This window comes from Mesorhizobium sp. WSM4816, from assembly GCF_055811535.1.
In genome coordinates this window covers 34,537-56,163 of record NZ_JBVVQR010000004.1, presented here as the reverse complement: position 1 = coordinate 56,163, position 21,627 = coordinate 34,537, and the positions used below count along the sequence as shown (strand labels likewise).

23 protein-coding genes and 7 pseudogenes are annotated in these 21,627 nt (G+C 59.2%); 22 read left to right on the top strand and 8 right to left on the bottom strand.

The genetic code is table 11. The features are described 5' to 3' along the window. Positions 1-10 precede the first annotated feature (10 nt). From AC0L3H_RS06560 to AC0L3H_RS06515, 10 genes and pseudogenes are all read left to right on the top strand, one after another. Positions 11-538, top strand: coding sequence for a hypothetical protein (locus tag AC0L3H_RS06560; protein WP_473584899.1), 528 nt, complete (start codon positions 11-13; stop codon positions 536-538). Positions 539-804: 266 nt separating this feature from the next. Beyond that, positions 805-921, top strand: a pseudogene (locus tag AC0L3H_RS06555) (ATPase domain-containing protein); the annotation flags it as partial. A gap of 561 nt (positions 922-1,482) precedes the next feature. Continuing rightward, entirely contained in the window at positions 1,483-1,968 is a 486-nt protein-coding gene (locus AC0L3H_RS06550; protein WP_473585052.1) for a DUF2231 domain-containing protein, read from the top strand. Between the two features lie 13 nt (positions 1,969-1,981). Next, positions 1,982-2,466: pseudogene (locus tag AC0L3H_RS06545) on the top strand (SDR family NAD(P)-dependent oxidoreductase); the annotation flags it as partial. 239 nt (positions 2,467-2,705) lie between these two features. After that, positions 2,706-2,756 carry a hypothetical protein gene (locus AC0L3H_RS06540; RefSeq protein ID WP_473585051.1) on the top strand — a complete coding sequence of 17 codons (51 nt, stop codon included), beginning with the start codon at positions 2,706-2,708 and terminating at the stop codon, positions 2,754-2,756. Positions 2,757-2,958: 202 nt separating this feature from the next. Then, positions 2,959-3,339 (top strand): hypothetical protein, encoded by a 381-nt coding sequence (locus tag AC0L3H_RS06535; protein WP_473585062.1) that lies wholly within the window; start codon positions 2,959-2,961, stop codon positions 3,337-3,339. A 442-nt stretch (positions 3,340-3,781) separates the two neighbouring features. Then, positions 3,782-4,306, top strand: coding sequence for a YciE/YciF ferroxidase family protein (locus AC0L3H_RS06530; protein ID WP_473584898.1), 525 nt, complete (start codon positions 3,782-3,784; stop codon positions 4,304-4,306). Positions 4,307-4,396: 90 nt separating this feature from the next. Next, complete coding sequence (locus tag AC0L3H_RS06525; RefSeq protein ID WP_473585050.1) at positions 4,397-4,975, top strand: ATP-dependent Clp protease proteolytic subunit; 579 nt, start codon at positions 4,397-4,399, stop codon at positions 4,973-4,975. Positions 4,976-5,252: 277 nt separating this feature from the next. Continuing rightward, a pseudogene (locus tag AC0L3H_RS06520) lies at positions 5,253-5,432 on the top strand (DUF892 family protein); the annotation flags it as partial. A gap of 103 nt (positions 5,433-5,535) precedes the next feature. Further along, a complete protein-coding gene (locus AC0L3H_RS06515; protein WP_473585061.1) occupies positions 5,536-5,658 on the top strand; it encodes a hypothetical protein in 123 nt (40 codons plus the stop codon). Between the two features lie 73 nt (positions 5,659-5,731). On the opposite strand, the gene AC0L3H_RS06510 is transcribed toward AC0L3H_RS06515, so the two are convergent. Beyond that, entirely contained in the window at positions 5,732-6,130 is a 399-nt protein-coding gene (locus AC0L3H_RS06510; RefSeq protein ID WP_473584897.1) for a hypothetical protein, read from the bottom strand. Positions 6,131-6,779: 649 nt separating this feature from the next. On the opposite strand from AC0L3H_RS06510, the gene AC0L3H_RS06505 reads away from it, so the two are divergent. Further along, positions 6,780-7,019 (top strand): hypothetical protein, encoded by a 240-nt coding sequence (locus tag AC0L3H_RS06505; protein WP_473584896.1) that lies wholly within the window; start codon positions 6,780-6,782, stop codon positions 7,017-7,019. 344 nt (positions 7,020-7,363) lie between these two features. Here the strand turns inward: AC0L3H_RS06505 and AC0L3H_RS06500 are convergent, their stop codons facing one another. Together AC0L3H_RS06500 and AC0L3H_RS06495 are read right to left on the bottom strand one after the other, a co-directional pair. Beyond that, positions 7,364-8,014: an inorganic diphosphatase gene (locus AC0L3H_RS06500; RefSeq protein WP_473584895.1), complete on the bottom strand. Its 651-nt coding sequence runs from the start codon at positions 8,012-8,014 to the stop codon at positions 7,364-7,366. 106 nt (positions 8,015-8,120) lie between these two features. Next, entirely contained in the window at positions 8,121-8,561 is a 441-nt protein-coding gene (locus AC0L3H_RS06495) for a response regulator (protein WP_473584894.1), read from the bottom strand. Between the two features lie 288 nt (positions 8,562-8,849). Here AC0L3H_RS06495 and AC0L3H_RS06490 point away from each other — a divergent pair, with 288 nt between their 5' ends. Both AC0L3H_RS06490 and AC0L3H_RS06485 read left to right on the top strand, forming a co-directional pair. Beyond that, entirely contained in the window at positions 8,850-9,608 is a 759-nt protein-coding gene (locus AC0L3H_RS06490; RefSeq protein WP_473584893.1) for a Crp/Fnr family transcriptional regulator, read from the top strand. Next, on the top strand, positions 9,608-9,910 hold the full coding sequence (locus AC0L3H_RS06485) for a DUF6894 family protein (RefSeq protein ID WP_473584892.1): 303 nt from the start codon (positions 9,608-9,610) through the stop codon (positions 9,908-9,910). Before AC0L3H_RS06490 ends, AC0L3H_RS06485 begins: the two co-directional genes overlap by 1 nt. Before the next feature lie 269 nt (positions 9,911-10,179). On the opposite strand, the gene AC0L3H_RS06480 is transcribed toward AC0L3H_RS06485, so the two are convergent. Continuing rightward, positions 10,180-10,395 (bottom strand): hypothetical protein, encoded by a 216-nt coding sequence (locus AC0L3H_RS06480; protein WP_023803428.1) that lies wholly within the window; start codon positions 10,393-10,395, stop codon positions 10,180-10,182. Between the two features lie 218 nt (positions 10,396-10,613). Then, entirely contained in the window at positions 10,614-11,288 is a 675-nt protein-coding gene (locus AC0L3H_RS06475) for a Crp/Fnr family transcriptional regulator (protein WP_473585049.1), read from the bottom strand. 875 nt (positions 11,289-12,163) lie between these two features. Between AC0L3H_RS06475 and AC0L3H_RS06470 the strand changes: the two genes are divergently transcribed. Together AC0L3H_RS06470 and AC0L3H_RS06465 are read left to right on the top strand one after the other, a co-directional pair. Then, the gene (locus AC0L3H_RS06470) at positions 12,164-12,385 is read left to right on the top strand and encodes a Y-family DNA polymerase (RefSeq protein WP_473584891.1); all 222 of its coding nucleotides are present in this window, start codon (positions 12,164-12,166) and stop codon (positions 12,383-12,385) included. A gap of 160 nt (positions 12,386-12,545) precedes the next feature. Beyond that, positions 12,546-12,866 (top strand): hypothetical protein, encoded by a 321-nt coding sequence (locus tag AC0L3H_RS06465; protein ID WP_473584890.1) that lies wholly within the window; start codon positions 12,546-12,548, stop codon positions 12,864-12,866. An 11-nt stretch (positions 12,867-12,877) separates the two neighbouring features. Here the strand turns inward: AC0L3H_RS06465 and msrA are convergent. Further along, positions 12,878-13,395, bottom strand: a pseudogene (gene msrA, locus AC0L3H_RS06460) (peptide-methionine (S)-S-oxide reductase MsrA). A gap of 333 nt (positions 13,396-13,728) precedes the next feature. Here msrA and AC0L3H_RS06455 point away from each other — a divergent pair. The 7 genes and pseudogenes from AC0L3H_RS06455 to AC0L3H_RS06425 all read left to right on the top strand — a co-directional run. Continuing rightward, positions 13,729-14,635 (top strand): annotated as a pseudogene (locus AC0L3H_RS06455) (IS630 family transposase). Positions 14,636-14,822: 187 nt separating this feature from the next. Continuing rightward, complete coding sequence (locus tag AC0L3H_RS06450; RefSeq protein ID WP_473584889.1) at positions 14,823-15,287, top strand: cold-shock protein; 465 nt, start codon at positions 14,823-14,825, stop codon at positions 15,285-15,287. A gap of 523 nt (positions 15,288-15,810) precedes the next feature. Beyond that, a complete protein-coding gene (gene ligD / locus AC0L3H_RS06445; protein ID WP_473584888.1) occupies positions 15,811-16,818 on the top strand; it encodes a non-homologous end-joining DNA ligase in 1,008 nt (335 codons plus the stop codon). Between the two features lie 491 nt (positions 16,819-17,309). Next, the gene (locus AC0L3H_RS06440; RefSeq protein WP_473584887.1) at positions 17,310-18,062 is read left to right on the top strand and encodes an acetoacetate decarboxylase; all 753 of its coding nucleotides are present in this window, start codon (positions 17,310-17,312) and stop codon (positions 18,060-18,062) included. A gap of 186 nt (positions 18,063-18,248) precedes the next feature. Next, positions 18,249-18,947 (top strand): CoA transferase subunit A, encoded by a 699-nt coding sequence (locus tag AC0L3H_RS06435; protein WP_473584886.1) that lies wholly within the window; start codon positions 18,249-18,251, stop codon positions 18,945-18,947. 13 nt (positions 18,948-18,960) lie between these two features. Beyond that, positions 18,961-19,590, top strand: coding sequence for a 3-oxoacid CoA-transferase subunit B (locus AC0L3H_RS06430; RefSeq protein ID WP_473584885.1), 630 nt, complete (start codon positions 18,961-18,963; stop codon positions 19,588-19,590). Positions 19,591-19,627: 37 nt separating this feature from the next. Then, positions 19,628-19,757 (top strand): annotated as a pseudogene (locus tag AC0L3H_RS06425) (response regulator); the annotation flags it as partial. A 560-nt stretch (positions 19,758-20,317) separates the two neighbouring features. Here AC0L3H_RS06425 and AC0L3H_RS06420 read toward each other — a convergent pair. Together AC0L3H_RS06420 and fni are read right to left on the bottom strand one after the other, a co-directional pair. Then, a pseudogene (locus tag AC0L3H_RS06420) lies at positions 20,318-20,446 on the bottom strand (IS5/IS1182 family transposase); the annotation flags it as partial. Between the two features lie 98 nt (positions 20,447-20,544). Then, a complete protein-coding gene (fni, locus tag AC0L3H_RS06415; RefSeq protein ID WP_473584884.1) occupies positions 20,545-21,594 on the bottom strand; it encodes a type 2 isopentenyl-diphosphate Delta-isomerase in 1,050 nt (349 codons plus the stop codon). Positions 21,595-21,627: the final 33 nt, after the last annotated feature.

Sequence of the window (21,627 nt, the reverse complement as noted above, 5' to 3'; positions counted from 1 at the left end):
GGCCAGTGTCATGAACATGCTTAGCAAACTCGTAAATCTCAGCAGATGGCCAAGCGACCCAATGGTCGTAAAATCTGGCCCGAAGGCGCTCGCGCCCTCCGAGATGGTAGCGCGCAAACTCGGATGGTTTAGCATTGCGCTGGGCATGGCCGAACTCATAGCCTCCGAGCGCATCGCCCGCGCACTCGGCATGCCTGGCAAGGGAGGCGTGATCCGTGCCTACGGAGCGCGAGAAGTCAGCAGCGGCATTCTGTCCTTGTCGGCAGACAAACAGTCGGGACTTTGGAGCCGTGTGGCCGGTGATGGGCTCGACATCGCAACACTCCTGTGGGCGTTCCGGCATGACAATCCAAAACGTGCCAACGTCGGACTTGCATTGGTGCTCGTTGCCGGTGTGACACTCATCGATTTATTAACCGCGCAAAAGCTAAGCGCCCGGCACGCTCGCGGCGGCCAGCAAGCCCAGGATTTTAGTAACCGCAGCGGCTTCCCGCGGGGTCTTGAAGCCGTGCGGGGCCTTGCACGTAAAGACATGTGACCTGCCGGCCAGAATTGAGCGATGGCTAGCTGGCGCGAACCTGATCTCCTTCTCTCGGCGTCGCCGCCGATAGCCAGGCATGATGCCGATCTGTCCCAGGCTGCAGATAGGCAAGGTGATGGGTGATGCTGTCTGCCCCGTCGCCACATCCTGCGTCGCAGCGCGGTCAGCCACCAGTACTCTGATCTGATCGACCAGGACCTTCTTTGCTTTTCAGCAGCCGAACGAACGCCAGGCCAAGCGCCGCTGTCCAGGGGCGAACTCACCATGTGGCAAGCAGGCACGGCTGGTGTCTGGACGGGATAGAGGTTCTGGAACTCGTTCCTCCAGAACTCAGTCGTGATCGCTCCCGGTTGCGAACGCTCGTCCATTCTTCCGACCTGGGAATTCGGGGAGACGAGGAGGTGCGGTGGGCAGGGCACGGGGTGTCGTGGCGATCACCGACAAGCTGAAGGAGCGTGCGTCCCGCCCCTCCGAATGGCGCTACTGAGCCGCATCTTCGACCGGCCAAAGGTCGAGGCTCAATCCGAAAAACGACGTGAAGTGGCGCGGGCCCTTTTTTGTTTCCTTATGGAACTTCGGCGCGGGCTGAAAGTTTCATTCGTGCAGCTGCGACATGGATGACTCCCAATGGGCCCGCGCCCTTTTTCCCGAAGGGCGCGGGCTTTCTTTCGTTCACGGGACACCGGGGCGGGTGCACGTTTCGCCGGCATGCAGCGAAATGGCCGCTTGTGCTCTGCCTCAATCCCCTCGCGTTCTAGACTCGTGTTGTCTTCACGAGATGCTAGTGATCGCCGCTATCAAAGAAATATCTCGCATACCATCGCCATCCGTCACCGGGCGCCGTGAGCGAAGAAGCTCGACAGTGATCGCTGGCCCCCTGGTCCTGGAACTTATTCAGGCTTTTCAACGTTCTTTGACTGCCTCATGATCGAGCCAATCGTCTGCTGGGCGTCGCAACCACCGCGAAAATCGGCGGTCATCCGATCCACCCCATGTTGATTTCTTTTCCGATCGCATTGCTTGTGTCGGTGTTCCTCTCAGACCTGGTGTTTTGGTCGACCAGTAATGCTTTCTGGGCCGAGGCTTCTTTTTGGCTACTCGGCTTTGCCTTGCTTATGAGCGCCGCAGCGGCGCTGGCCGGCTTTGCCGATTTCCTTGGAAACGCGGTAGTACGCTCTTTCGGCGCCGCGTGGCACCACATGATAGGCAATGTCATCGCAGTGGTACTCGCCTTGGCTAACTTCGTTTTGCGGCTCAGTGCAGGCACGGTCGAGGGGATTCTGCCGTGGGGATTGGCCCTGTCTACGCTTGTTGTCCTGCTTCTCGTTTACACCGGCTGGAAGGGCGGAACGCTCGTCTACGAGCACAGGGTAGGAGTACATCCTGAGGAGGGAGAGGACACCAGTTCTCGATCGGGACTAACTTGATTGAGGTTGTGGCATGGCCGACCTGCGGGGACGCGTTGTCGTGGTCACCGGCGCTTCGAGCGGCATCGGCAGAGCGGCTGCTCTTAGGTTCTCGCGAAAAGGGGCGCGGCTGGTACTGGTTTCGAGAAATGACGAAGCGCTCGACAATGTCGCCAAGGAATGCGTCGGCTCAGGCGGTGAGGCACTCACCTTTCCCGCCGATATGGCAGACTACAGCGCGGTGGAGGAAATCCGTGGTTTTGCGGTATCGCATTTCGGCGGGATTGACGTTTGGTAAATTGCGCCGCAGTGCTGATTTTCGGGCGTTTCGAGAAAGTTCCGCCTCCGCTGTTCCACCGTCTTGTCGACACCAACGTGTTTGGTTACATCAACGAATCTCAGGTCGCCCTCAAGCAATTCCGCTCTCAAGCAGACCGTGGAGTGCTGATCAACGTCAGTTCGATGCTCGGTGTCGCTCCTGAGCCTCATGTCAGTGTATATGTCGCGAGCAAGTTTTTCATAGGCGGGCTCACAGCGTCCATCCGGCAGGAGTTGCGCACCACGCCCGGCATTCATGTGTGTTATCCTTCCTGCAGCCATAGACACCCCTATGTACCTGAAAACGGCGAATGTGTTCGGCCGCAAGGCGCGATCCATTATCCCCGTTTACTCCGCCGAGCGGGCCGCCTCTGCAATTGTAGGCGCAGCGAGCCATCCTCGATGGAGCTCGGGTCATTGGCGTCCTTCTCTCTGGCAGCTTGTCCGACGGCACTTCGGGTCTCCGGGCAATCAAGGCCGTCGGGGAGTAACAGTGATCCAGGACTCGCAAGACGCGGCCGTACCAGACCTGGTTCGGAGCGCCCAGCGCCATGTCGAAATCGACCATTGCGTGCCGATCGCCGGAATGGGCGACCTGTTGGCCCGGTTGGCCTCCGAGCCCCCGGCGAGACGCTTTCTGTTCCGCCCGGAGTCCGGCTGGAGTCGGCAGTCGCAGCTCAGGAGCACTCGGCTATGTCGAATGAAGATCGTCTCGGCGAACTTTCGTTGTTTGTTTGTCCGGAGTGCCACGGTCCTCTGTGGGAGAACGAGGACGGCGACATGCTTCGCTACCGATGCCACACTGGGCATGCCTTCACGTCGGAAGCGATGCTCGAGGCCCAGTCGGCCGAGACTGACCAGATATTGTGGAGCTTGCTGCGCGCGCATCAGCAGCGGGCGGCATTCACCCGGCGAATGGCCGACCGGGGAAGTGAGTTGGCCCGCGTTGACATCGCGGCAAAGCTCAAGGAGCGGTCGAGAGAATATGAAGCGGACGCCGAAGTGATCGAACGAATACTCGAAAGCAGGCGGGGCACAGTGGCAGAGAATGGCGCGATCACGAAACAAAACTGATCGGCCTTGCCGAACGCGTCGGGTGGCGCCGCAAGGGAGTGTCCGTTTGTCGGCATAGGCGCACGGCCGGCGACATAGCCGCACTCAGAAATTCTTCCCGGGCGTCTCACCGACCGCGGACTCGCCTATGTTGCCATTCAGCATCTCGAGCACAAGAGCGAGCTGGCGAGCATCATTCAGCGACGCGCACTGTTGGAAGCGGAGGTCGTGACGGGTGAGTTCGCGATCCAACCGAACCGGATGTATGTGAATACCTCTCAGCTCGTAAATCGACACGGGCCACTGGCCCTCCACCCGCTCGAAGGCGGTTCCGAGGTCTAAGAAGTTTCGTCCTCGGCACTAGGATGACCCGTGCCGATCGGGCCGAAGGAACAAACAGCACCCACTTTGGTTAAAGCTGCGCGTGCCACCAGACACGCGTTTCTCACACTCGGAGACGACGATGGCTGCGAAAAAGGAATCGCAAAGCAAGGCCAAGGGCCTCGAAGATCTTTTCCACGACGGACTGAAGGACGTCTACTACGCTGAGCGCAAAATCCTGGCTGCGCTGAAGAAGATGGCGAAGGGTGCCGAATCCGACCAACTGACCGCCGCATTCGAAAAGCACCGCGACGAGACGGAAGCTCAGATCGAACGGCTGCAGCAGGTCTTCGAGATTTTCGGCAAACGGCCACAAGGAAAGACATGCCCCGCGATCGACGGCATCATTGAGGAGGGGCAGGAGATACTTGAGGAGTTCAAGGAAGCTCCAGCTCTGGACGCCGGTCTTGTGGCGGCGGCGCAAGAGGTTGAGCACTATGAGATCGCCCGTTATGGCACCCTGATCACCTGGGCCGGACTGCTCGGCCTGAAGGATGCCGTGCCGCTGCTCGAGGAGACGCTCGAAGAGGAAAAGGCGACTGACGAAGCGCTAACGCAGCTTGGAGAAACCAGCGTCAACGAGAGAGCGATGCAGGAAGCTGCGTAGGTAATCGGCGCTTCGACGAAATCACCGAGCACGTCCATGAACAATAGAGAGAACGCGCCTCCGGACGACGGAGGCGCACCTTTGTCGCCGGTGCCGGCGGGCCGGGCGCCAAGCCTGCGGCAACTTCTGTTCGAGCCTAACATCTCGGTCAACGGTCTGATCGACGATGCCACTGTCGTCTTCTGCCTTGGTCGCCTGGAAGCCATACGCCAGAGCGGCGACGATCTCATCATGGAGCTCAACACCAACGGCGGGGATGCCGATGCGGCCCGGCGGATTGCCCTCGAAATTCGGCTGTTTCGCCAGCATTCAGGCCGAAATGCGTACTGCGTCGGCAAGACGAAAGTGTATTCGGCGGGTGTGACTATCTTCGCGGCTTTCCCGAAGCCGTTCCGCTTCCTCACCACGGACGCGGTTCTCCTGGTGCATGAGCGCCGTATGCAGACGAGTGTCGAACTGAATGGCCCGATGAAATCTTCCATCCAGATCGTGCGCGAGCAGCTTGCGCTACTTGAGACAGCGGAGCGACTGGAAATGGAGGGATTCAAGGAACTCGTTGAGGGCAGTTCGCTTAGCGTTGACGAACTCTACCGCCGAGCGACCACCAATTGCTACATCCACGCCGAAGATGCCCTCGACCTGGGGATAGTAGCAGATCTGCTGCGCTAGCATAGCCGTTCAGGCGGTATCGGATTGCCAATGCAAAGCCCGCGCTTCTTGGGAGGGAGCACGGGCCACGAGTATCGACTGCGCCTTGGCGGGCGATCGGGTAACGATCTGTGGCGACGTCGCGGTGTCAATTATGCTGACCAACGGAGACAGATATGACAGACTCGAAAGAACGTCTGGCGCAGTGGCTTCGCGACGCTCACACCGATGGGAACAGGCCGAGACCATGTTGCGGCCAAATCGAGCGTCTTGAAACTATCCCGAGCTCCGCGACCGGATGAGGTTGCACCTGGAAGAAACGAGACAGCAGGCAGAACGTCTCGAACAATGGCTCGATCGGATGGGGGAAGGATCATCGACGCTGACGGATGCCGGCGGCAAGTTAATCGCCATGGGGCAGAGCATCAGCGGTATCTTTGCTGGCGACGAGAGGGTTCGCTGGCCAGCTACATTCGAGCACATGGAAATTGCCAGCTACAAAATGCTCATTGCGGCAGCCGGCGAGGTCGGCGACGCCGGTCCAGAGTGTGTGCGAACAAAACCTGCGCGAGGAAGGGGCAATGGCCGACTTGGTGGAAAGCAAACTCGGCACGGTCACCACCGAGTTCATCCGCCGCGACGAACGGGATGCCGATGGCGCGAACGATGACGTGCAGAGGCGCCGCTGCTATTTGCGCTCATGAGCGAGCTGTCGCGCCCCAGCCGTGGGGGAATGCCGAACCCCTTCACCTGCTACGAGCGGGGTCCTTATTCTGACTATTGCTCCGGAACCGCGGAGGTCTGCGGATGATTTCGCGCGGCTTCGGCAATTTCCGGGATGTATTTGGTCGCTGTGCAGCTTCGGTTCGCGTTGGCGCGCGCCTCGAACGCCGCCTTTTCGCAGACCCGCTCAGCGAGCTCGATGGGAACATGCACGGCCAGAGGCACCTCAGTCTCAGAGATTCCAAGCTTGGCTGCGATTTTCTGTTTCACCTCCAACCTACCAAGCGAAACGTCAACGCCAACATCTTTCGGCTCCTGCGGATTTCCCGTCGTCGGCGATGCGCCTTGGCTCGGTAAATCGTCTTGCTGCCCAGTCTGAGCAAATGTCTGCACGGTAAAGAGCAGCCATGTAATCAAAGCTGGCCGCAAAATTCGGTATGGGAGTATTCTCATGCCCAGCCTCCTGCAGGTGCCTAATCAACGGCAAAGTGGTTGAAGCGTTCCAGAGGAGCGGCGTGCGCTTTTGGGGGTCGATGCAGCCCGCCGTGCCAAAGGATATGGCAACTTTTTTGCTGTGCGGGTGGAGCCCGATCTGGGACAATACTTCGGTGCGGCAACACGATAAGGAAAAACACGACAGAAAGGGAGCGCACGTCGGATGCTGCGCTAGAATTGATCGAGGTCGAGCGCGTGGCACGAGATGCAAAGACGCGCCAATGCATTGCGAGAAAGCCAGGTGAAAAACAAAGCAATGAGTGCGCGAAACAGCAAAGTTTATTGGGCGCTGGCGCGCGCGCCGTCTGACCTGCTCTGTTCTGAATTCCTGCGCCGCCTGAAGTGCGGGGAGGTCCGCCGTGCCCATCAAAAGGGGCTTGGTGCCGCGCACGCAACCGAGGCTGTCCCTTTGCCGGGCGCAGGCCTCAGCAAAGGAATCAATGTACGGGAATTACCATGCCATCGCCGCCTTGGAACGAACAACCCGGCTCAAACTTACTTTAGCGATCCAAGTCCCTCACTCGGATCACCGGTCACTCGATTTGCCCGCCCTCGTACAGGGCGGGCCATTGTTTCCGGGCAACCTGATTGACAGGAGTGAACAACAATGTTTGTAGATGAGATTGCGGCAAGGCGGCTGAAATCCCTGGTCGAGCACTATATGGAGACCAGGAAAAGGCGGCACGATGTGGTTTCCACATCGAGGGCTGAAACCGCCATACGGGAAGTCCTCCCCAATTGCCCTGTGTCCGGGAAAGCCCTTGATGACATGATCGCCGCCTGTGCCGTCGAACATGGTCTCGGCGTGCTGTTCGACAGGTCAGAAGTCACAGACATCGTCAGCTGATCGCTGAGGCTGCACAGGCGCTCAAGGCAGTCCTATACGTCGAATGTCCGGTATACATATCCCCGGTTGGTACGCTTCAGACACTATCCGAGTGTCTTCGCTATGATCGGCGGCTTCGGCGAAAGTCACTAGCGACCACAGCGCGCCACATCGTCGGCAATTCAAACGACGCATCGCGCATTAGCGTTTCCCATCGCCAAATCATTTCGCCATCAAATTCTTGACGGCACGCTTCGCTACCAGGTACCAGCGGTCAGTTTGCGGGTGCACTTCGCAGTTGTTGACCTGTGAAAGTGCCCGCCACCGGCGTCCAGGCAGCCTTGTGTTCTCAAGCTACGTTCTTCTCACATTGTGGGAACGCTCAGAGACCGGCGGCTCCATGTTTCCGCTCGAAAGTTCTCATGGCCCGATGGATGTTCCGGAGAGCTTGGCTGGAATCGTGCCACCCATCGAACTCGATCTGCTTGCGGTGCCGGACACCGACGCGAGGAAAACTGCTCGATCTCGGATCGCAGACGATCCAGAACATTCTCGCCAAGGAGAGACTCGCTATGCGCATCTTGCTTGTGCGGGCAAAATAAAAAGCGATCGTTTCTCACGGTCTCGCCGTTCTCCGTTTGCATGACGCAAAGTGACGCCAGCAGATCGCACTTGATGACAACACCGGGAGCGCTGGCTGCCTCATGGATGACTAGGCCGTTGAGGGCATCGCCATCGTCGCCCAGTGTAGAAGGCAGAAAGCCCCAGTCGTATGGATAGGCGAGGCCCGCTGGAAGCGGCCGCGTATATTCGAAAAGCTTCTTCTTGGGCTTGTAAGTCAACTTTGCTTCGGTGCCACGCGGTGTGTCCACGACCACCCTGATCCGACCCTTCGATGTGGTCGTAGGCAGTGTCAGATAGTTCACCACGTTTGGTCCTCGCCAGTCCACGCCAACCCTGCGCAAGTGAGCGTACATAGTCGTTTGTAAGGCGGAACCGCCCTGGTTGTTCTGCATCAGACAATGCCTTACGTTTGTGGCAGGAGTCCGATGGTCGCTCCCAAGCGTCAGCGCCCCATTGAGCGTGGCTGGCGATCTCAGATTGTACCGACTTGCATAGTTTTTAGTCAGCTGGAACCGTCTTCGCAGCCGTGGATTCCCTAGCCATCGAACTCGCCAAAGCTACGAGCACGGAATTTTCAGCAGGTTTCTCGACAAAAGTCCCGGCCTTGAAAGCTTCACCACGGCCATCGATATCCGTGGCACTATAAATCACAAAGGGGATATTGCGGGCCACCAGTTCTTCAGCAACCGAAGAGCTGACGCAGTCACGCAAGAGCACGTCCAGGATAACGACGTCGGGCTCGACAACGGCCAAAATTTGTCTTGCACGAACGCAACTTGGCTCTGAGGCCACCGCAAAGCCAGCCTGTTTAAGGGACGCCTCGATGTCAACCACGATCATCGGCTCGTCCTCAACAATAAGTGCTAGAGGCTTTCTCACGTGCTCCTCCTTCCTGGGCAGGAGCACGACGTGCGCTGACACCACGGCAACCAATTTCATAAGCCAGTCCGGATCAGAGTGCATGCTCATTTGTTAAAACGGGCGAAAACAGTCCCGTCGTACCTCTAGGCTTCGCAAGGCTTGGAGCGACGCGTGCCCCGAAGATCGTACGCCGCGCCTCGAACCGGTCAAAATCTCGTCCCTACTCCTTATTCTCGAAACCCAGCAGCGGGGCATGGCGTCTGTGGCTGTGATCGCCACGCAGATGCTTAATGCGCAGCTTCATCCTGGCGGCCGGCATCGCAGCGTGGAACATCTGAGGCGAATGCAAGTTTGGCCTGTAACCCCATGGAGGTAACCAAGTCCTTGTGTCCAGCTTTCTCCTCGGACGTGCTCATCCGCAAGCTGCGTGGCATCGCTGAGATCAGCGATGATGACGCCGCAGCTTTAGGAGGCATCACGATTCAGGAGAAGGATGTTCCGGCTAACCAGGATCTGGTCTTGGAAGGCGATCGACCAACCAACTCATTTGTCGTCTTGGACGGCATAGTATGTTCATACAAGCACACAGGTGAGGGAAAGCGGCAGATCACCAGCTTCTTTGTCGCCGGCGATCTCCCGGATCTGCACGGCATCCATCTCACAGTCATGGATTGCAGCTTCTCCAGCATGACGCCGGGCAGGTTGGGCCTCATCCACCACAGCGTTCTTCGCTCAATTTGCGAAAAGCGCCCGCGTATTGCAACCGCGTTGTGGCGATCGACCCTGATTGACGCTGCGATCTACCGGGAATGGGTCACCAACGTCGGGAGACGGGACGCCTACGCGCGCACTGCCCACCTGTTATGCGAACTCATTGTGCGGTTAAGGTATGCTGGACGCATTGAGGACCACGTCGCGGATCTACCTATAACCCAGGCAGCACTTGGTGATGCGGTGGGTTTGTCCGCGGTTCACGTGAACCGCACGCTTCAGGCGCTACGAGGTGACGGGCTGATCGCCACGTCAGGTACAAAGTTGCGTGCTCTCGATTGGCCGGGTTTGGTTCAGGCAGGAGACTTCGATCCGACTTACCTGCACCTGAAGGACCCTGACGTGGCATTCTGATGACGGAAGCCGATATGCCAAGATATTTCTTTGATAGCGGCGATCGCCAGCATCTCGTGGAAGACAACACGGGGCTGGAATGCGAGGGGATTGAGGCAGCGCGCAATGCAGCCGTTGAAGGATTAACTGAGCTGGCAAAGGACGAACTGAAAGGTCCCGATGGGCAGCAACTCATCATGGATATCAGGGACGAGAGTGGCAGAAAGGTTCTGAGGCTCAGCCTGTCGCTGGCGATCGAATCGCTTGAGGTAAATGCCGTCTCGCCGACATCCAACGAAGATGAACCTCGACGTCGCGGTTGAACCATGCGGAGCCGGAGCACCAGCCGCTGGCAATTGTGCAGTGAACGAAGACCGGGCTTTGAGCCGACCTCGCGGATCAAGGCGATGCGGGGCTTGCCAAAGCGATACGAACAGGCGCTCTAGAAGGCCTTCGTCCACTTCGGAAGCCAGGCCGAACCGCCGGTCGTGCTCAACGAATCCTGTCTTGGATCGACACGAGGATTTCACACCGAGCGACAAGGCTCGTTGGGGCTTTCTGATGGTGGGAAGTCAACGCTTTTCTTTCCGCGCTACAATCGCGCATAGAGTCGAAGGCGTTCATAAAGAACTGCCTCGTCAAATTCGCCATCTGAGAAAAGTTCCATTGCGATCACGCTCAGGCGCTCCGCCTGCTCGCTACCGACGGGAATACCTTCCTCAACGCGAACACGATCAAAGACCTGCTTCAACAAAGTCAGGTCACTCGGAAAGGCAATGCCGCTCTTTGCAGTCTTAAGGCTGACCATATGCCTTTCCTCCCATTTGGGGCGGAGCGCGGTGGTCGCTCACAGCGGGCGACGCCCGCGAGTGATTAGCGCCGATCGGAAGAGGGTACGACAATGGGCTCAGAGAGTCTGGAAAAACGTTGGTACGTTTTTATCGAATACCGCGGCTCTTAAAAACAAGTGCTGACCTTCCAATGTCTCGAATACAGGAGATGGCCGCCGTGAGCGTTGCCCTGAGATCATGGGGATGCTGGATCACTAATCAATCGGGCATACTCTGCCTCCGGCTGCCCATACGAGCCGTCTGCCAAGACGATGAGCCCGTCTCGGTCACGGATAATAACCTCTCCACGGTTTGACCTGATCAGGCCGCGGCCCTCCAGCAACTGAAGTGCCACGGTGACGCCCGGCCGTCGTACTCCCAACATGACTGACAGGAACTCATGGGTAACCGGCAGCCGGTCGCCTTCTATGCGGTCGTCGCACATGACCAGCCATCTTGCCAGCCGTTCTTCTATCTTCAAGCGCGCATTGACCAGGGCGGTGTAGCTGGCCTGGATATGCGCGTAATGCACATAGCGCAGCAGAAACAGCCGCAGCGTCGGGCTGTCGGAAAGCGCGTTATTAAATGGCTCGGCGTCCATGCTGAGGACCTCGGCCTCCACCTGAATGTAGCAGTCGTGCGGGGATCGATCGCCACCCATGATCAGCGCCGAGCCGGTCATGCCCTCGAAGCCGATGAGGCGAACCTCGGCGTCAATCGCCGGACGAAGCTTCGCCACCACCGAGCCGATTCCCCTCTCAAAGAAGTGGACGGCCTCGATCACAGCGTTTGCGTTTTCGAGCTGAGTTTTCAGGGGCAGAAAGCTGCTTTGAAGGTGAGGCCTCAGCAATCTCAGGTCGGCCGGAGCCATGCGTCGCAGCAGTTCGTTTCTATAGACAGTTTCTGGGCTGCGAGTTGGCTGCGGGCGGTCGCGGTCCTTTGAAAAGACGAGGCCAATTTTGGAGGTGTTGGGGCCGCTCATAGCTCCCTCCCGAATTGGGGCGGAAGCACGATGCTCGCTCACAGCCAGCGATGCCCGTGAAATTTATCGCCGATATGAAGCAACCTACGCCTATTGGCGCGAAGAGTCCTGAAAAATCGAGAGACGTTTTCTGGCTTGGTCGACACAGAGTGCTTACGTGGGCTTCATGCTGCCGGGAAACGGCACAATCAACAGCTGGCTGCCCAGACAAGCAGTCGGACGCCGATGGCATAGGAACCAGAGCGACCGCCAACGCGACCCAAAAGCTTGGATCGGCCAAAGCGGCCATTTCGCTGAGAAGTTGCTTCATGCCGGCGAACGCACACCGCCGCCTGGTGTTCAGTGCGAGCAGTAAAGCCTGCGCCCATGAGAACAGGACGCGGGCCGATCGGTGCATCGAGCCGATCTGCGGCCGTTCAATGGGAGGGAATAATAGCTGCACGTGCCGAACTTTCGTGTCGAACATATGTTCCTGAAGTAGGGCGAAAAACTTGGGAAAATTAGGCGATCGCACGCAGGAGTATTGCAATATTCCAGAGTAGGCACATACCGCCCTTCCGTTACAGAGATCGCGCATGCCACAGTAGCGGTCGATCCCTCGCCAGGATGTAACCGCGGCCTTTCCTTGTTCCTATCCGGTTCCTCTTCGGTTCACTACGAATGGAGCAGGAAGAGCAGTGTCGGCTCTAAGTCGTTGCTCCCGCAACCGAGCCGCTTTGCATCTCGTGCGACGCGGTCAATGTGAATGCCGTGCAGCATCGGTGGTGAGCTCCTGTCTGTCGTGTTTTTCCTGGTTCGTTAAGCCTTTTCTTCCCGCATTGTTGTCCTCGATCGACGAGGCCTCTGTCGATGTCGCAGGCTGCACGCATCTGTTCGGCTCGCCAGCGCAGATCGCCACGACGATCAGGCGCCGTGTCCGCACTGAGCTCGGCCTGCCGATCTCGGTCGGCGTGGCGCGGACAAAACATCTGGCCAAGATCGCTTAGCAGGTCGCCAAGCCCGATGGCATGGTGCTGGTCGCGACCGCGTTGCCTCGCGCCTGCGCGCTAAAGTCTCTCGCCGGCAGCACTGTCACAGCGCGGGTCAGGTTCGCCGCAGGCCGTTACCAGATCGACGGCGCTGGATGCGCCGATTTCGGCGACGGTTATGCTGGCGGAGATTGCAGAGGACCTTGTGCGGATAGCGCTTGCCGATCATCCAGGAGAGCGGACACTCACGCTACTGGCGGTGTCGGTCTTGCATCTGAGAAAGCAGCCGGATATCCAGCTCGATCTGCCGCTGGGGCTTCCGGACGAAAAGCGCAGGCCCGGGGCGAGAAAAGGCATCGCACGCTGGACCGCCGATCGCGCCATCGACATTATTCGCGACCGCTTTGGACGTGACGCGGTGGGCTATGCCGCCACAGCGCTGGACGGTCCGCGCTCGGTCCCCGACGGATTCCGCGAATTGGCCGAGAAGGAGTTGTAAAGTGCGGCGGTCTACCCCGCGCGGCGAATTTCCTCTCGCTTCGGAAGCTTCCAGTTTGGTCTTGGGAAATGACAGGTGTAGCCATTGGGATAGCGCTCGAGATAGTCCTGATGCTCCGGCTCGGCCTCCCAGAAATCGCTGACCGGCACCACCTCGGTCACGACCTTACCGGGCCAAAGCCGGGATGCTTCGACATCGGCGATGGTGTCTTCCGCAACGCGCTTTTGCTCGTCGTCTGTATAGAAGATCGCTGAGCGGTAGCTCGCGCCGACATCGTTGCCCTGGAGTTGCGCGTCGTTGGATCATGGATCTGGAAGAAGAATTCCAGCAGATCGCGATAACTGATCGTGTCTGGATCGAACACGATCTCGATCGCCTCGGCGTGGCTGCCATGATTGCGATAGGTAGCGTTAGGCACCTCACCGCCGGTGTAGCCGACGCGGGTGGAAATCACGCCGGGGTAGCGGCGGATCAGATCCTGCATACCCCAGAAGCAGCCGCCTGCAAGCACAGCGCGTTCGGTCGTCATGGTCTCTGACCTCCTGAATTTGGATTCATCGCCAATATAGGCATTGTTTTTATCTTTTTTCAGTCGCAGGCCATTTGACACAAACGCGTCGCCCGATGGAGATTATCCTGAACAGCTAGAGCGGGATGAATTGAGTCTGAATCGAAAGGGGATTCCCGAAGGCGAGCAAATCTGATTGAACTAACCCGCTGCCGCGGTAGCTGATGCGGGGTCTGGCCTGAGGAGGCCCCTGTCTGAGAAGATTTGGTGTCGAGCCAACCTTCCAGACAGGAGAACCCTAGATGGCCCAGATAAGCCCTCTGCGTCAGCGGATGATTGAAGATCTGACGATCAGTGGCGTCGGTTGAGCAGGAGGGCCTGTCGCGACGTCAGGCGGCAGAGCGCTACGGGGTTGGAATCAGCACGGTCATCCGATGGGTGCGCCGCTTGCGCGAGACGAACAAGCTGACACCCGGCAAGATGGGTGGGCACAGACCGAAGAAGATTGCCGGAGAGCATCGGGAGTGGCTGTTGGTACGCTGCCGGGCGGCGGAGTTCACGCTGCGCGGTCTTGTGGCCGAGCTCGGCGATCACGGCCTGAAGGTCGATTACCGCTCGGTATGGGAGTTCGTTCACGCCGAGAAGCTCAGTCACAAAAAAAGACGCTGATCGCGGCTGAGCAGGATCGCCCCGATGTGGCGCGCCGGCGGGTCCAGTGGGCAAAGTATCAGGACCGCATCGATCCTTCCCGCCTGGTGTTCATCGACGAGACCTGGACCAAGACCAATATGGCGCCGCTCAGCGGATGGGCGCCGCGCGGCGAGAGGATCAAGGCCAAGGTGCCGCACGGTCATTGGAAGACCATGACCTTCTTGGCGGCACTGCGCCACGACCGTGTCGATGCACCATGGCTGATCGACGGACCGATCAACGGCGAGCGTTTCCAGCTCTATGTCGACAAGGTTCTCGTCCCCACCCTCAAGCCCGGTGACATCGTCATCATGGACAATCTCGGTTCGCACAAGGGCAAGGCCGTGCGCCGTGCCATCCGCTCGGCCGGCGCCAGGCTGTTCTTGCTGCCCAAATACTCCCCCGACCTCAACCCTATTGAGAAATTCTTCGCCAAGCTCAAGCATTGGCTGCGCAAGGCTGCCAGGCGAACGGTCGAGACCGTCTGTGACGCCATCGGCCAAATCCTCGGCACTGTCACCTCAACCGAATGCACAAATTACTTCATGAGGCCGGCTATGCACCAACCTAAATTCATCCCGCTCTAGCGCAGTGCGCGCGCCATTTTAGTCGAGACGATCACGGGCAAGTATAGAGACCAACGCGAGCCACGTAGGCGTCGGTATGTCGATGACCCGGTTTCCTTTTCGGAACGGACTTCCGAACCGAGCTACTTTCAACGCCCGTCGACCGCAACGGCAGAGCCTGTCGATGCCGAGGTGATCTGGTTCAATACCAGCAAGGGTTTCGGCTTCGTCAAACTGTCCGATGGCACGGAGGCTTATCTCCACATCCGAGTGTTGGAGGCTGCCGGAAGCCGCGCTGTTGCCGAAGGGACACGTCTCAAGGTCGCGGTTGAAGAAAGTCCAAGAGGTCGTCAGGTCGTGCACGTGCTGGAGATCAGCGATCAGATCGTGAAAACGCCGGCAGATGCGCACCTTGCCGAGGGGTCCATCGCCGGTAAGGGTGGTGCGCAGTTGGAGAGCGAGGGCACGGTCAAGTGGTACAATCCCGAAAAAGGCTTCGGCTTCATTGCTCCCGATAACGGTGAGAAGGACGTTTTCGTTCATGCCACCGCGTTGAACCGCTCAGGGCTCAGCGTGCTGGTGGAGGGACAGAAAGTGTTTGTCGAATGCGGGCACGGCAAGAAAGGCCTGGAAGTCCGGAGCATTCGCCTCGCCTAGAAGCCAATACGTTGGCCAAGGGCCAAATTGCCGCTCATCAAAAGAAAAGCCCACTGCCGGGAAGTGGCAGTGGGCTCGATTTGAAATGCAGCGCGGGAGGAGGTGCGCCGCACTCAGCGCCGGCATCGCATCTGGGAGGAGTAGATGGCCGACAACATGATCATATCGATCGCCCAGATATTGCAATGCACAAATTACCTATCGCATTTGCGAAGGCGTTTCCTGGGTGTAAGCATCGACATTGTCACGAAAGATCCACCCACCAATCGTTGCAATAGCTGATGGCTTAGAGATTTATGGTGTTGGTCATTTTGCTCTCATTTGCGTTGTTGCAAGGAGGGCAGAATACTATGCCGAGCCAGCGGCCGTTCTTATCAAAAAGTCCCGTGGTTCAGGCAGCTTAATCGGCATAGTTGCCGGCTCATCGACGGCATCAAGGTGAAGACCCGCGATCCGATAGAAGCTGCAGCTGATATACCGTATGATGTGGTAGTCTGGCCCGCATGACGACGCTTCATCTCAATTGGCGCAGAAGACGGTGAGTCCGGCAAAGCCGAATAAAACGCATCCGCCGAAATGGATCGAGCCTCAGCTGACGCGCCTGGTCGACGAACCGCCCAACGGCCCCGATTGGCTTCACGAAATCAAGTACGACGGATACCGCATGCACGCGCGGATCGACGGCAGCGACATCCGCTTGCTCACCCGCACCGGCCTCGATTGGTCGCATCGCTATCAAGCGACGATAGCGGCCCTAAGCGCGCTCCCGGTGAAAGAGGCATATGTCGATGGGGAGCTGTGCGCCATTCGGGCAGACGGCGTCACCTCCTTCAGCCGCCTGCAGGCCGCTATGGACGAGGGCCGCACGAGCGATCTTGTCTTCTTTGCTTTCGATCTTCTGTTCCTGAACGGAGAAAGCATTGCGAAGCTGCCGCTCATCGACCGCAAGGCGCGACTCGAAGGCCTGTTTTCGACCGACATGCCTGGACTGCGCTTCAGCGATCACGTGATCGGCGACGGGCCTGTGTTCCGCAAGCACGCCTGTAGGCTTGCACTCGAGGGCGCTATCTCAAAGCGGATCGATAGCGCCTATGCATCCGGCAATCGCGGCCTATGGGTCAAGTCAAAGTGTCTCAACAGAGAGGAATTCATCGTCGTCGGCTGGACCGATCCGACTGGAAGCCGGCCGCATATCGGCTCGCTGCTTCTAGGCTACTACACCGATGATGGTCGTCTGATGTACGCGGGCCGCGCCGGCACGGCCATCACGGTTGCAGAGCTCAAGCGATTGGCTCGCCGGCTTGGGCCACTTCAGGCAACTCGAATGCCCCTCGACGTCCCACCGCCGCGCGAGAGCCGGTTCGGCTCGCCGCTTAAGCTGTCGCGCGAGCATTGGGTCAGGCCTGAAGTGGTGGTCGAGGTCACCTATCTCACCTGGACGGAAGACAATCTCCTGCGCCAGGTCTCGTACCAAGGCGAGCGTCAGGATAAGCCAGCCCGGCAGGTAGTGCGCTCCCCGCCCCATCCCTGATCGACATCGGGCGCCGTTTCGTTTCAAGTCACCCGACTTGCACTACCTGCAGTGTGCCGGGGGGAATGGCCTTGATCAGCGACTCCTAGCTGGTGACTCCGCACCGCCAGTGAATGCTTGTTTGCGTCGAACCGTTTGTAATTCGCTCAACTGAATTGATGCGCCCCCGTGGAACGGGATAAATCTGCAGGGGGACAGGAATGGTGCCCAGAGGTGCCCGAGCCGGTCGGTGCTTATTTCGAAGCCTCGGTAAACTCGCGCATATACACAAGCCCTAGGCGATGCCTGTGTCGCCGATGGCGCAATGGCAGGATGATTACAAAAAAGGACATCTCAAGACCTAATAGCTGAGCGGCCGTTGTAGCAAACCTGAAAAGATATCAATCAATCAAGGGATTACCGGCTTGGCATGCTCCTTGCGAGGTTCATGCAGATCTTAGCAGTGAAGCATCCTTATCCGGGATGCACCGCTCACCGGGGAGGTAGAAGCCTTGAAATCCAAAGATGTGCGTGCCCAAGCCTATTCGATGCCGCTGACAAGCCCCGCCTACCCGACGGGGCCATATCGCTTCGTGGACCGCGAGTACCTTATCATCACCTACCGGACGGACCCCGACCGGCTACGCGCCCTAGTCCCTCAGCCACTCGAATTCGATGATCCCTTGGTAAAGTTTGAGTTCATTCGAATGCCCGACTCTGCGGGTTTCGGGAGCTATATTGAGTCCGGCCAGGTCATTCCCGTTAGGTTTAACGACGTGATCGGCGGCTATTCGCATGCCATGTATTTGGACGACGGACCGCCAATTTTGGGTGGCCGTGAGTTGTGGGGATTCCCGAAGAAATACGCACATCCTGCGTTGGAGCTCTATGGAGACACACTGGTCGGCACCCTCGACTACGGCCCGGTCCGGATCGCAACAGGCACCATGGGCTTTAAACATTGGGCGCTCGACCACAGCGAGGTGCTGGCCTCGCTGTGTCAGCCGACATTCCTCCTGAAGATTATTCCGCATGTCGATGGCAGCCTGCGCGTCTGCGAGTTGGTACGCCTTAAGATGGAGGACGTGACATTGAAGGGCGCATGGGGTGCTCCCGCAGGCTTGGACTTACGGTCGCATGCACTCGCGCCGATTGCAGAACTGCCGGTTCTGGAGGTCGTTTCAGCCGCCCATTTCATCGCGGATCTGACACTCGGCCTCGGGACAATTGTTCACGACTATCTGGCGGAGCCGCAGGCGGCGTGAACCCGAAGTCAAGGTGATCAGAAAACGACCAGCATGTAGGTCGGGCAACAAAGAAAGTGGCTCTCTCGAAGCAGCATCAGGCCGTTGCGGAAAGTTTTCCATGTGCCGTTCGCGGACGGGTTGGCCGTGCGACGACTGTTGCGATGACGATGAGCCCATCTGGTAAAGCTGGATCGGAGTGATGACGTGCAAAAAGTATTTAGCAGCCCTGCTTCGGCACTTGAAGGGCTTTTGTTCGATGGAATGTGCATAGCGGCTGGCGGCTTTGGCCTCTGTGGTATTCCCGAGCTTTTGATCAGCGCTGTTCTGCAAGCTGGTACCAAGGACCTTACGATAGCCTCGAACAACTGCGGCGTCGACGACTTCGGGCTTGGTGTCCTGTTGAGGAGGAGGCAAGTCAAGAAGATGATCTCGTCTTATGTCGGCGAGAACGCCGAGCTTATGCGCCAGTATCTGAGCGAAGAGCTGGAGCTTGAGTTCAACCCGCAGGGAACGCTCGCCGAACGAATGCGTGCCGGTGGTGCCGGTATCGCAGGGTTCTACACGAAGACAGGTGTCGGCACGGTTGTAGCCGACGGCAAGGAGCATAAGACCTTCAAAGGCGAAACGTATTTGCTCGAGACTGGCATCGTCGCGGATCTCTCGATAGTCAAGGCCTGGAAGGCTGACACGTCCGGCAATCTCGTATTCCGCAAGACAACTCGCAACTTCAATCCTCCCGCGGCGACCTGCGGCAACATCTGCGTCGCGGAGGTCGAGGAGATCGTTCCTGTTGGCGGCCTCGATCCCGATCAGATCCACCTGCCGGGAATCTACGTGCATCGCCTGGTCCAGGGCGAGCATGAGAAACGGATCGAACAACGCACGACGCGTGCGGCGGCTTGAGGGGAGAGAAAAAATGGCCTGGGACAGAAACCAAATGGCGGCGCGGGCTGCACGAGAACTTGAAGACGGCACTTACGTCAATCTCGGCATCGGCATTCCCACGTTGGTCGCCAATTACATTCCGGACGGCATCCATGTAACGCTGCAGTCGGAGAACGGCCTGCTTGGTATTGGTCCATTCCCGACCGAGGAGGAGATCGACGCCGATCTTATCAATGCCGGCAAACAAACGGTGACCGCACTGCCAGATTCCGCCTTCTTCGACTCGGCGCAGAGCTTTGCAATGATCCGCGGCGGCAAGATCGCCATGGCTATCCTCGGCGCCATGGAAGTAGCCGAGAACGGTGACTTAGCGAATTGGATGATCCCCGGGAAGCTGGTGAAGGGCATGGGTGGAGCAATGGATCTGGTCGCCGGCGTCAAGCGCGTCGTCGTGGTCATGGACCACACCAACAAGCCGGGGAAGTCTAAAGTGTTGAAGGCGTGCACTCTGCCACTGACCGGCAAATCGGTTGTCAACAGAATCATCACGAACCTTGGCGTTTTAGATGTCGTTGAAGGAGGCCTGAGGCTGGTGGAGGTCGCCAATGGCGTAACCGAAAGCGAACTGCGCAACGCAACGGAGGCGACGATCGTTAACTGATCGGCGGTCCCAGAACGCACGTTCAAGCCCACAAAACCGAAAATGGCGCCAGAGCGGGCTTCGATATTCCGATGTTCATCCTCTCCTGCCGCACCGACGAGGCTGGTATCGTCTCGGGCCTCGAACTCGGCGCCGACGATTATGTCACCGAGCCGGTCGGTACGAAATAGCTCGTCGCGCGAATCTGCGTGGCGCTTCGAAGCTTGCCCCTTTGCCACGCGGCTAACAGCCCGTCTTTCCCAGGGACGTCGGTTCTCGGAATATCGGGCGGCGTAAACACGGCAACCCGCACCACCGCGGTGGTGAACGCGCTGTCAAGGCGGTCGCGTTGCGCGTGCCGGCGGACACCGGTCTGATCGAGATTACCGAGGCGACACCCTCGCTTTTCGCCGGGGCTATCCCGCGACGCACTCGGTGCATCCGGAGAAGGGATCATCCAGCGCGTCGAGAAGGCCGATCTGCTCGTGGTTGGAACGCCTGTTTATCGAGCATCCTACACCGGTGCCCTCAAACACCTGTTCGATCTCGTCGATACGTGCGCTGACGGGCAAGACCGTGCTGCTCGCGGCGACCGGTGGCACCCCATACCATGGCCTGGTGCTCGAACATCAACTCCGGCCACCATATCTGCAATCAATTTCGGCACCGCCTGGTTGGTACTCAATAACGAGCTTCAATGGCCTGAACCTGTCGAAGTGCTACGGAGAGTTTCTGTCATTCCTCGCGTCTGGTCTAGCCGCACCAGCGCTTCATTGACCATCAGCCGGATCGGGCACAGTGGATGGTCGGCTGGAACGAAATCCTCCAGCCGCTTCATCGTGAACAGCTGCTCCATGAACACATCGCTCCCGCGCATCGAACCGCTTCGCCAAGGTGGATCAGTTAGTCTATGTTTGGCGTAGGCATTTCAGCAGCCTGCTAGGCGCCCGCCGCCACGTGCGGGCGACGCCGGGGTCAACCGGCGGGCAGATGCGCCGAGGGCAACAAGCGCGCCTGACGCAACGCTGCCAGATCAGCCGAGCCGGTGCAGAAGCAGGCGACGGCCAACTGGCGGATGACGATCTCGAAATGCGCGACAACCGCCTCGGTGGACACCGTCGCCGCGCGCAGCACGCCGGCCGCCTGCCCGGCGATGTCCGCGCCCAGGTGGATAGCCTTGGCCACGTCGACGCCGTCGCGGATCCCGCCCGACGCGATTAGCTTCACCGTTGGCAGCGCCCGACGTACTGCCTGCACGCTGGCCGGGGTCGGAATCCCCCAATCGGCGAACGCCATCGCCACTGCACGGTCGGCGGCATCGCGGGCGCGCTCGCCCTCCACCGCGGCCCAACTGGTGCCGCCGGCGCCGGCGACATCGATCACCGCCACGCCCGCCTCGACGAGCGCACAGGCCACCGAGGCGGACAGGCCCGCCCCCACTTCCTTGGCCACGATCGGCACGCCCACGCTGCGCGCGGCGCGAGCGATCTGCGCCAGGACGCCGCGCCAGTCGCGGTCGCCCTCCGGCTGTACCGCTTCCTGCAGCGGATTGAGATGGACGATGAGTCCATCGGCCTCCAGCGCATCCACCGCCCGGCGCGCCAGGTCCAGGCCGTCGGCCTCGCGAAGTTGCGCGGCGCCGATATTGGCCAGCAAGGGAATGTCTGGGGCCAGGCGGCGTAGCGTGCGCGTCAGCCCCTGGGAGTTGCGGGATTGCAGGCTCACGCGCTGCGAACCGACGCACATGGCGATCCCCAAGGCTTGCGCTGCCTCGCTCAGATGCCGGTTGACGGCCTCGGCGCGTGGCATGCCGCCGGTCATGGAGCTGATCAGCAGCGGCGCGGGCATGGTCTTGCCCAGCAGCGATGCGCGCAGGTCGATCTGCGTCAAGTCCAACTCGGGCAATGCGCAGTGTTCGAAACGGATGTACTCCCAGCCGGTGGCGACCGTGGCCGGCGCCGTTCGCCGATCCAGCACGATGTCCAGATGGTCGTCCTTGCGCCGGCTCAGGGCGGTGTCGCTCATGCTCGCTCCATCCGTCGCATCGGGCGACGGCGT

Excerpts from the sequence above, each read along its gene's own strand:
- AC0L3H_RS06560 (WP_473584899.1), top strand. The coding sequence starts at position 11 with ATGAACATGCTTAGCAAACTCGTAAATCTCAGCAGATGGCCAAGCGAC.
- AC0L3H_RS06535 (WP_473585062.1), top strand. The coding sequence starts at position 2,959 with ATGTCGAATGAAGATCGTCTCGGCGAACTTTCGTTGTTTGTTTGTCCG.
- AC0L3H_RS06530 (WP_473584898.1), top strand. The coding sequence starts at position 3,782 with ATGGCTGCGAAAAAGGAATCGCAAAGCAAGGCCAAGGGCCTCGAAGAT.
- AC0L3H_RS06515 (WP_473585061.1), top strand. The coding sequence starts at position 5,536 with ATGGCCGACTTGGTGGAAAGCAAACTCGGCACGGTCACCACCGAGTTC.
- AC0L3H_RS06510 (WP_473584897.1), bottom strand. The coding sequence starts at position 6,130 with ATGAGAATACTCCCATACCGAATTTTGCGGCCAGCTTTGATTACATGG.
- AC0L3H_RS06505 (WP_473584896.1), top strand. The coding sequence starts at position 6,780 with ATGTTTGTAGATGAGATTGCGGCAAGGCGGCTGAAATCCCTGGTCGAG.
- AC0L3H_RS06500 (WP_473584895.1), bottom strand. The coding sequence starts at position 8,014 with ATGCAGAACAACCAGGGCGGTTCCGCCTTACAAACGACTATGTACGCT.
- AC0L3H_RS06495 (WP_473584894.1), bottom strand. The coding sequence starts at position 8,561 with ATGAAATTGGTTGCCGTGGTGTCAGCGCACGTCGTGCTCCTGCCCAGG.
- AC0L3H_RS06490 (WP_473584893.1), top strand. The coding sequence starts at position 8,850 with ATGGAGGTAACCAAGTCCTTGTGTCCAGCTTTCTCCTCGGACGTGCTC.
- AC0L3H_RS06485 (WP_473584892.1), top strand. The coding sequence starts at position 9,608 with ATGACGGAAGCCGATATGCCAAGATATTTCTTTGATAGCGGCGATCGC.
- AC0L3H_RS06480 (WP_023803428.1), bottom strand. The coding sequence starts at position 10,395 with ATGGTCAGCCTTAAGACTGCAAAGAGCGGCATTGCCTTTCCGAGTGAC.
- AC0L3H_RS06475 (WP_473585049.1), bottom strand. The coding sequence starts at position 11,288 with ATGGCTCCGGCCGACCTGAGATTGCTGAGGCCTCACCTTCAAAGCAGC.
- AC0L3H_RS06465 (WP_473584890.1), top strand. The coding sequence starts at position 12,546 with ATGCTGGCGGAGATTGCAGAGGACCTTGTGCGGATAGCGCTTGCCGAT.
- AC0L3H_RS06430 (WP_473584885.1), top strand. The coding sequence starts at position 18,961 with ATGGCCTGGGACAGAAACCAAATGGCGGCGCGGGCTGCACGAGAACTT.
- fni (WP_473584884.1), bottom strand. The coding sequence starts at position 21,594 with ATGAGCGACACCGCCCTGAGCCGGCGCAAGGACGACCATCTGGACATC.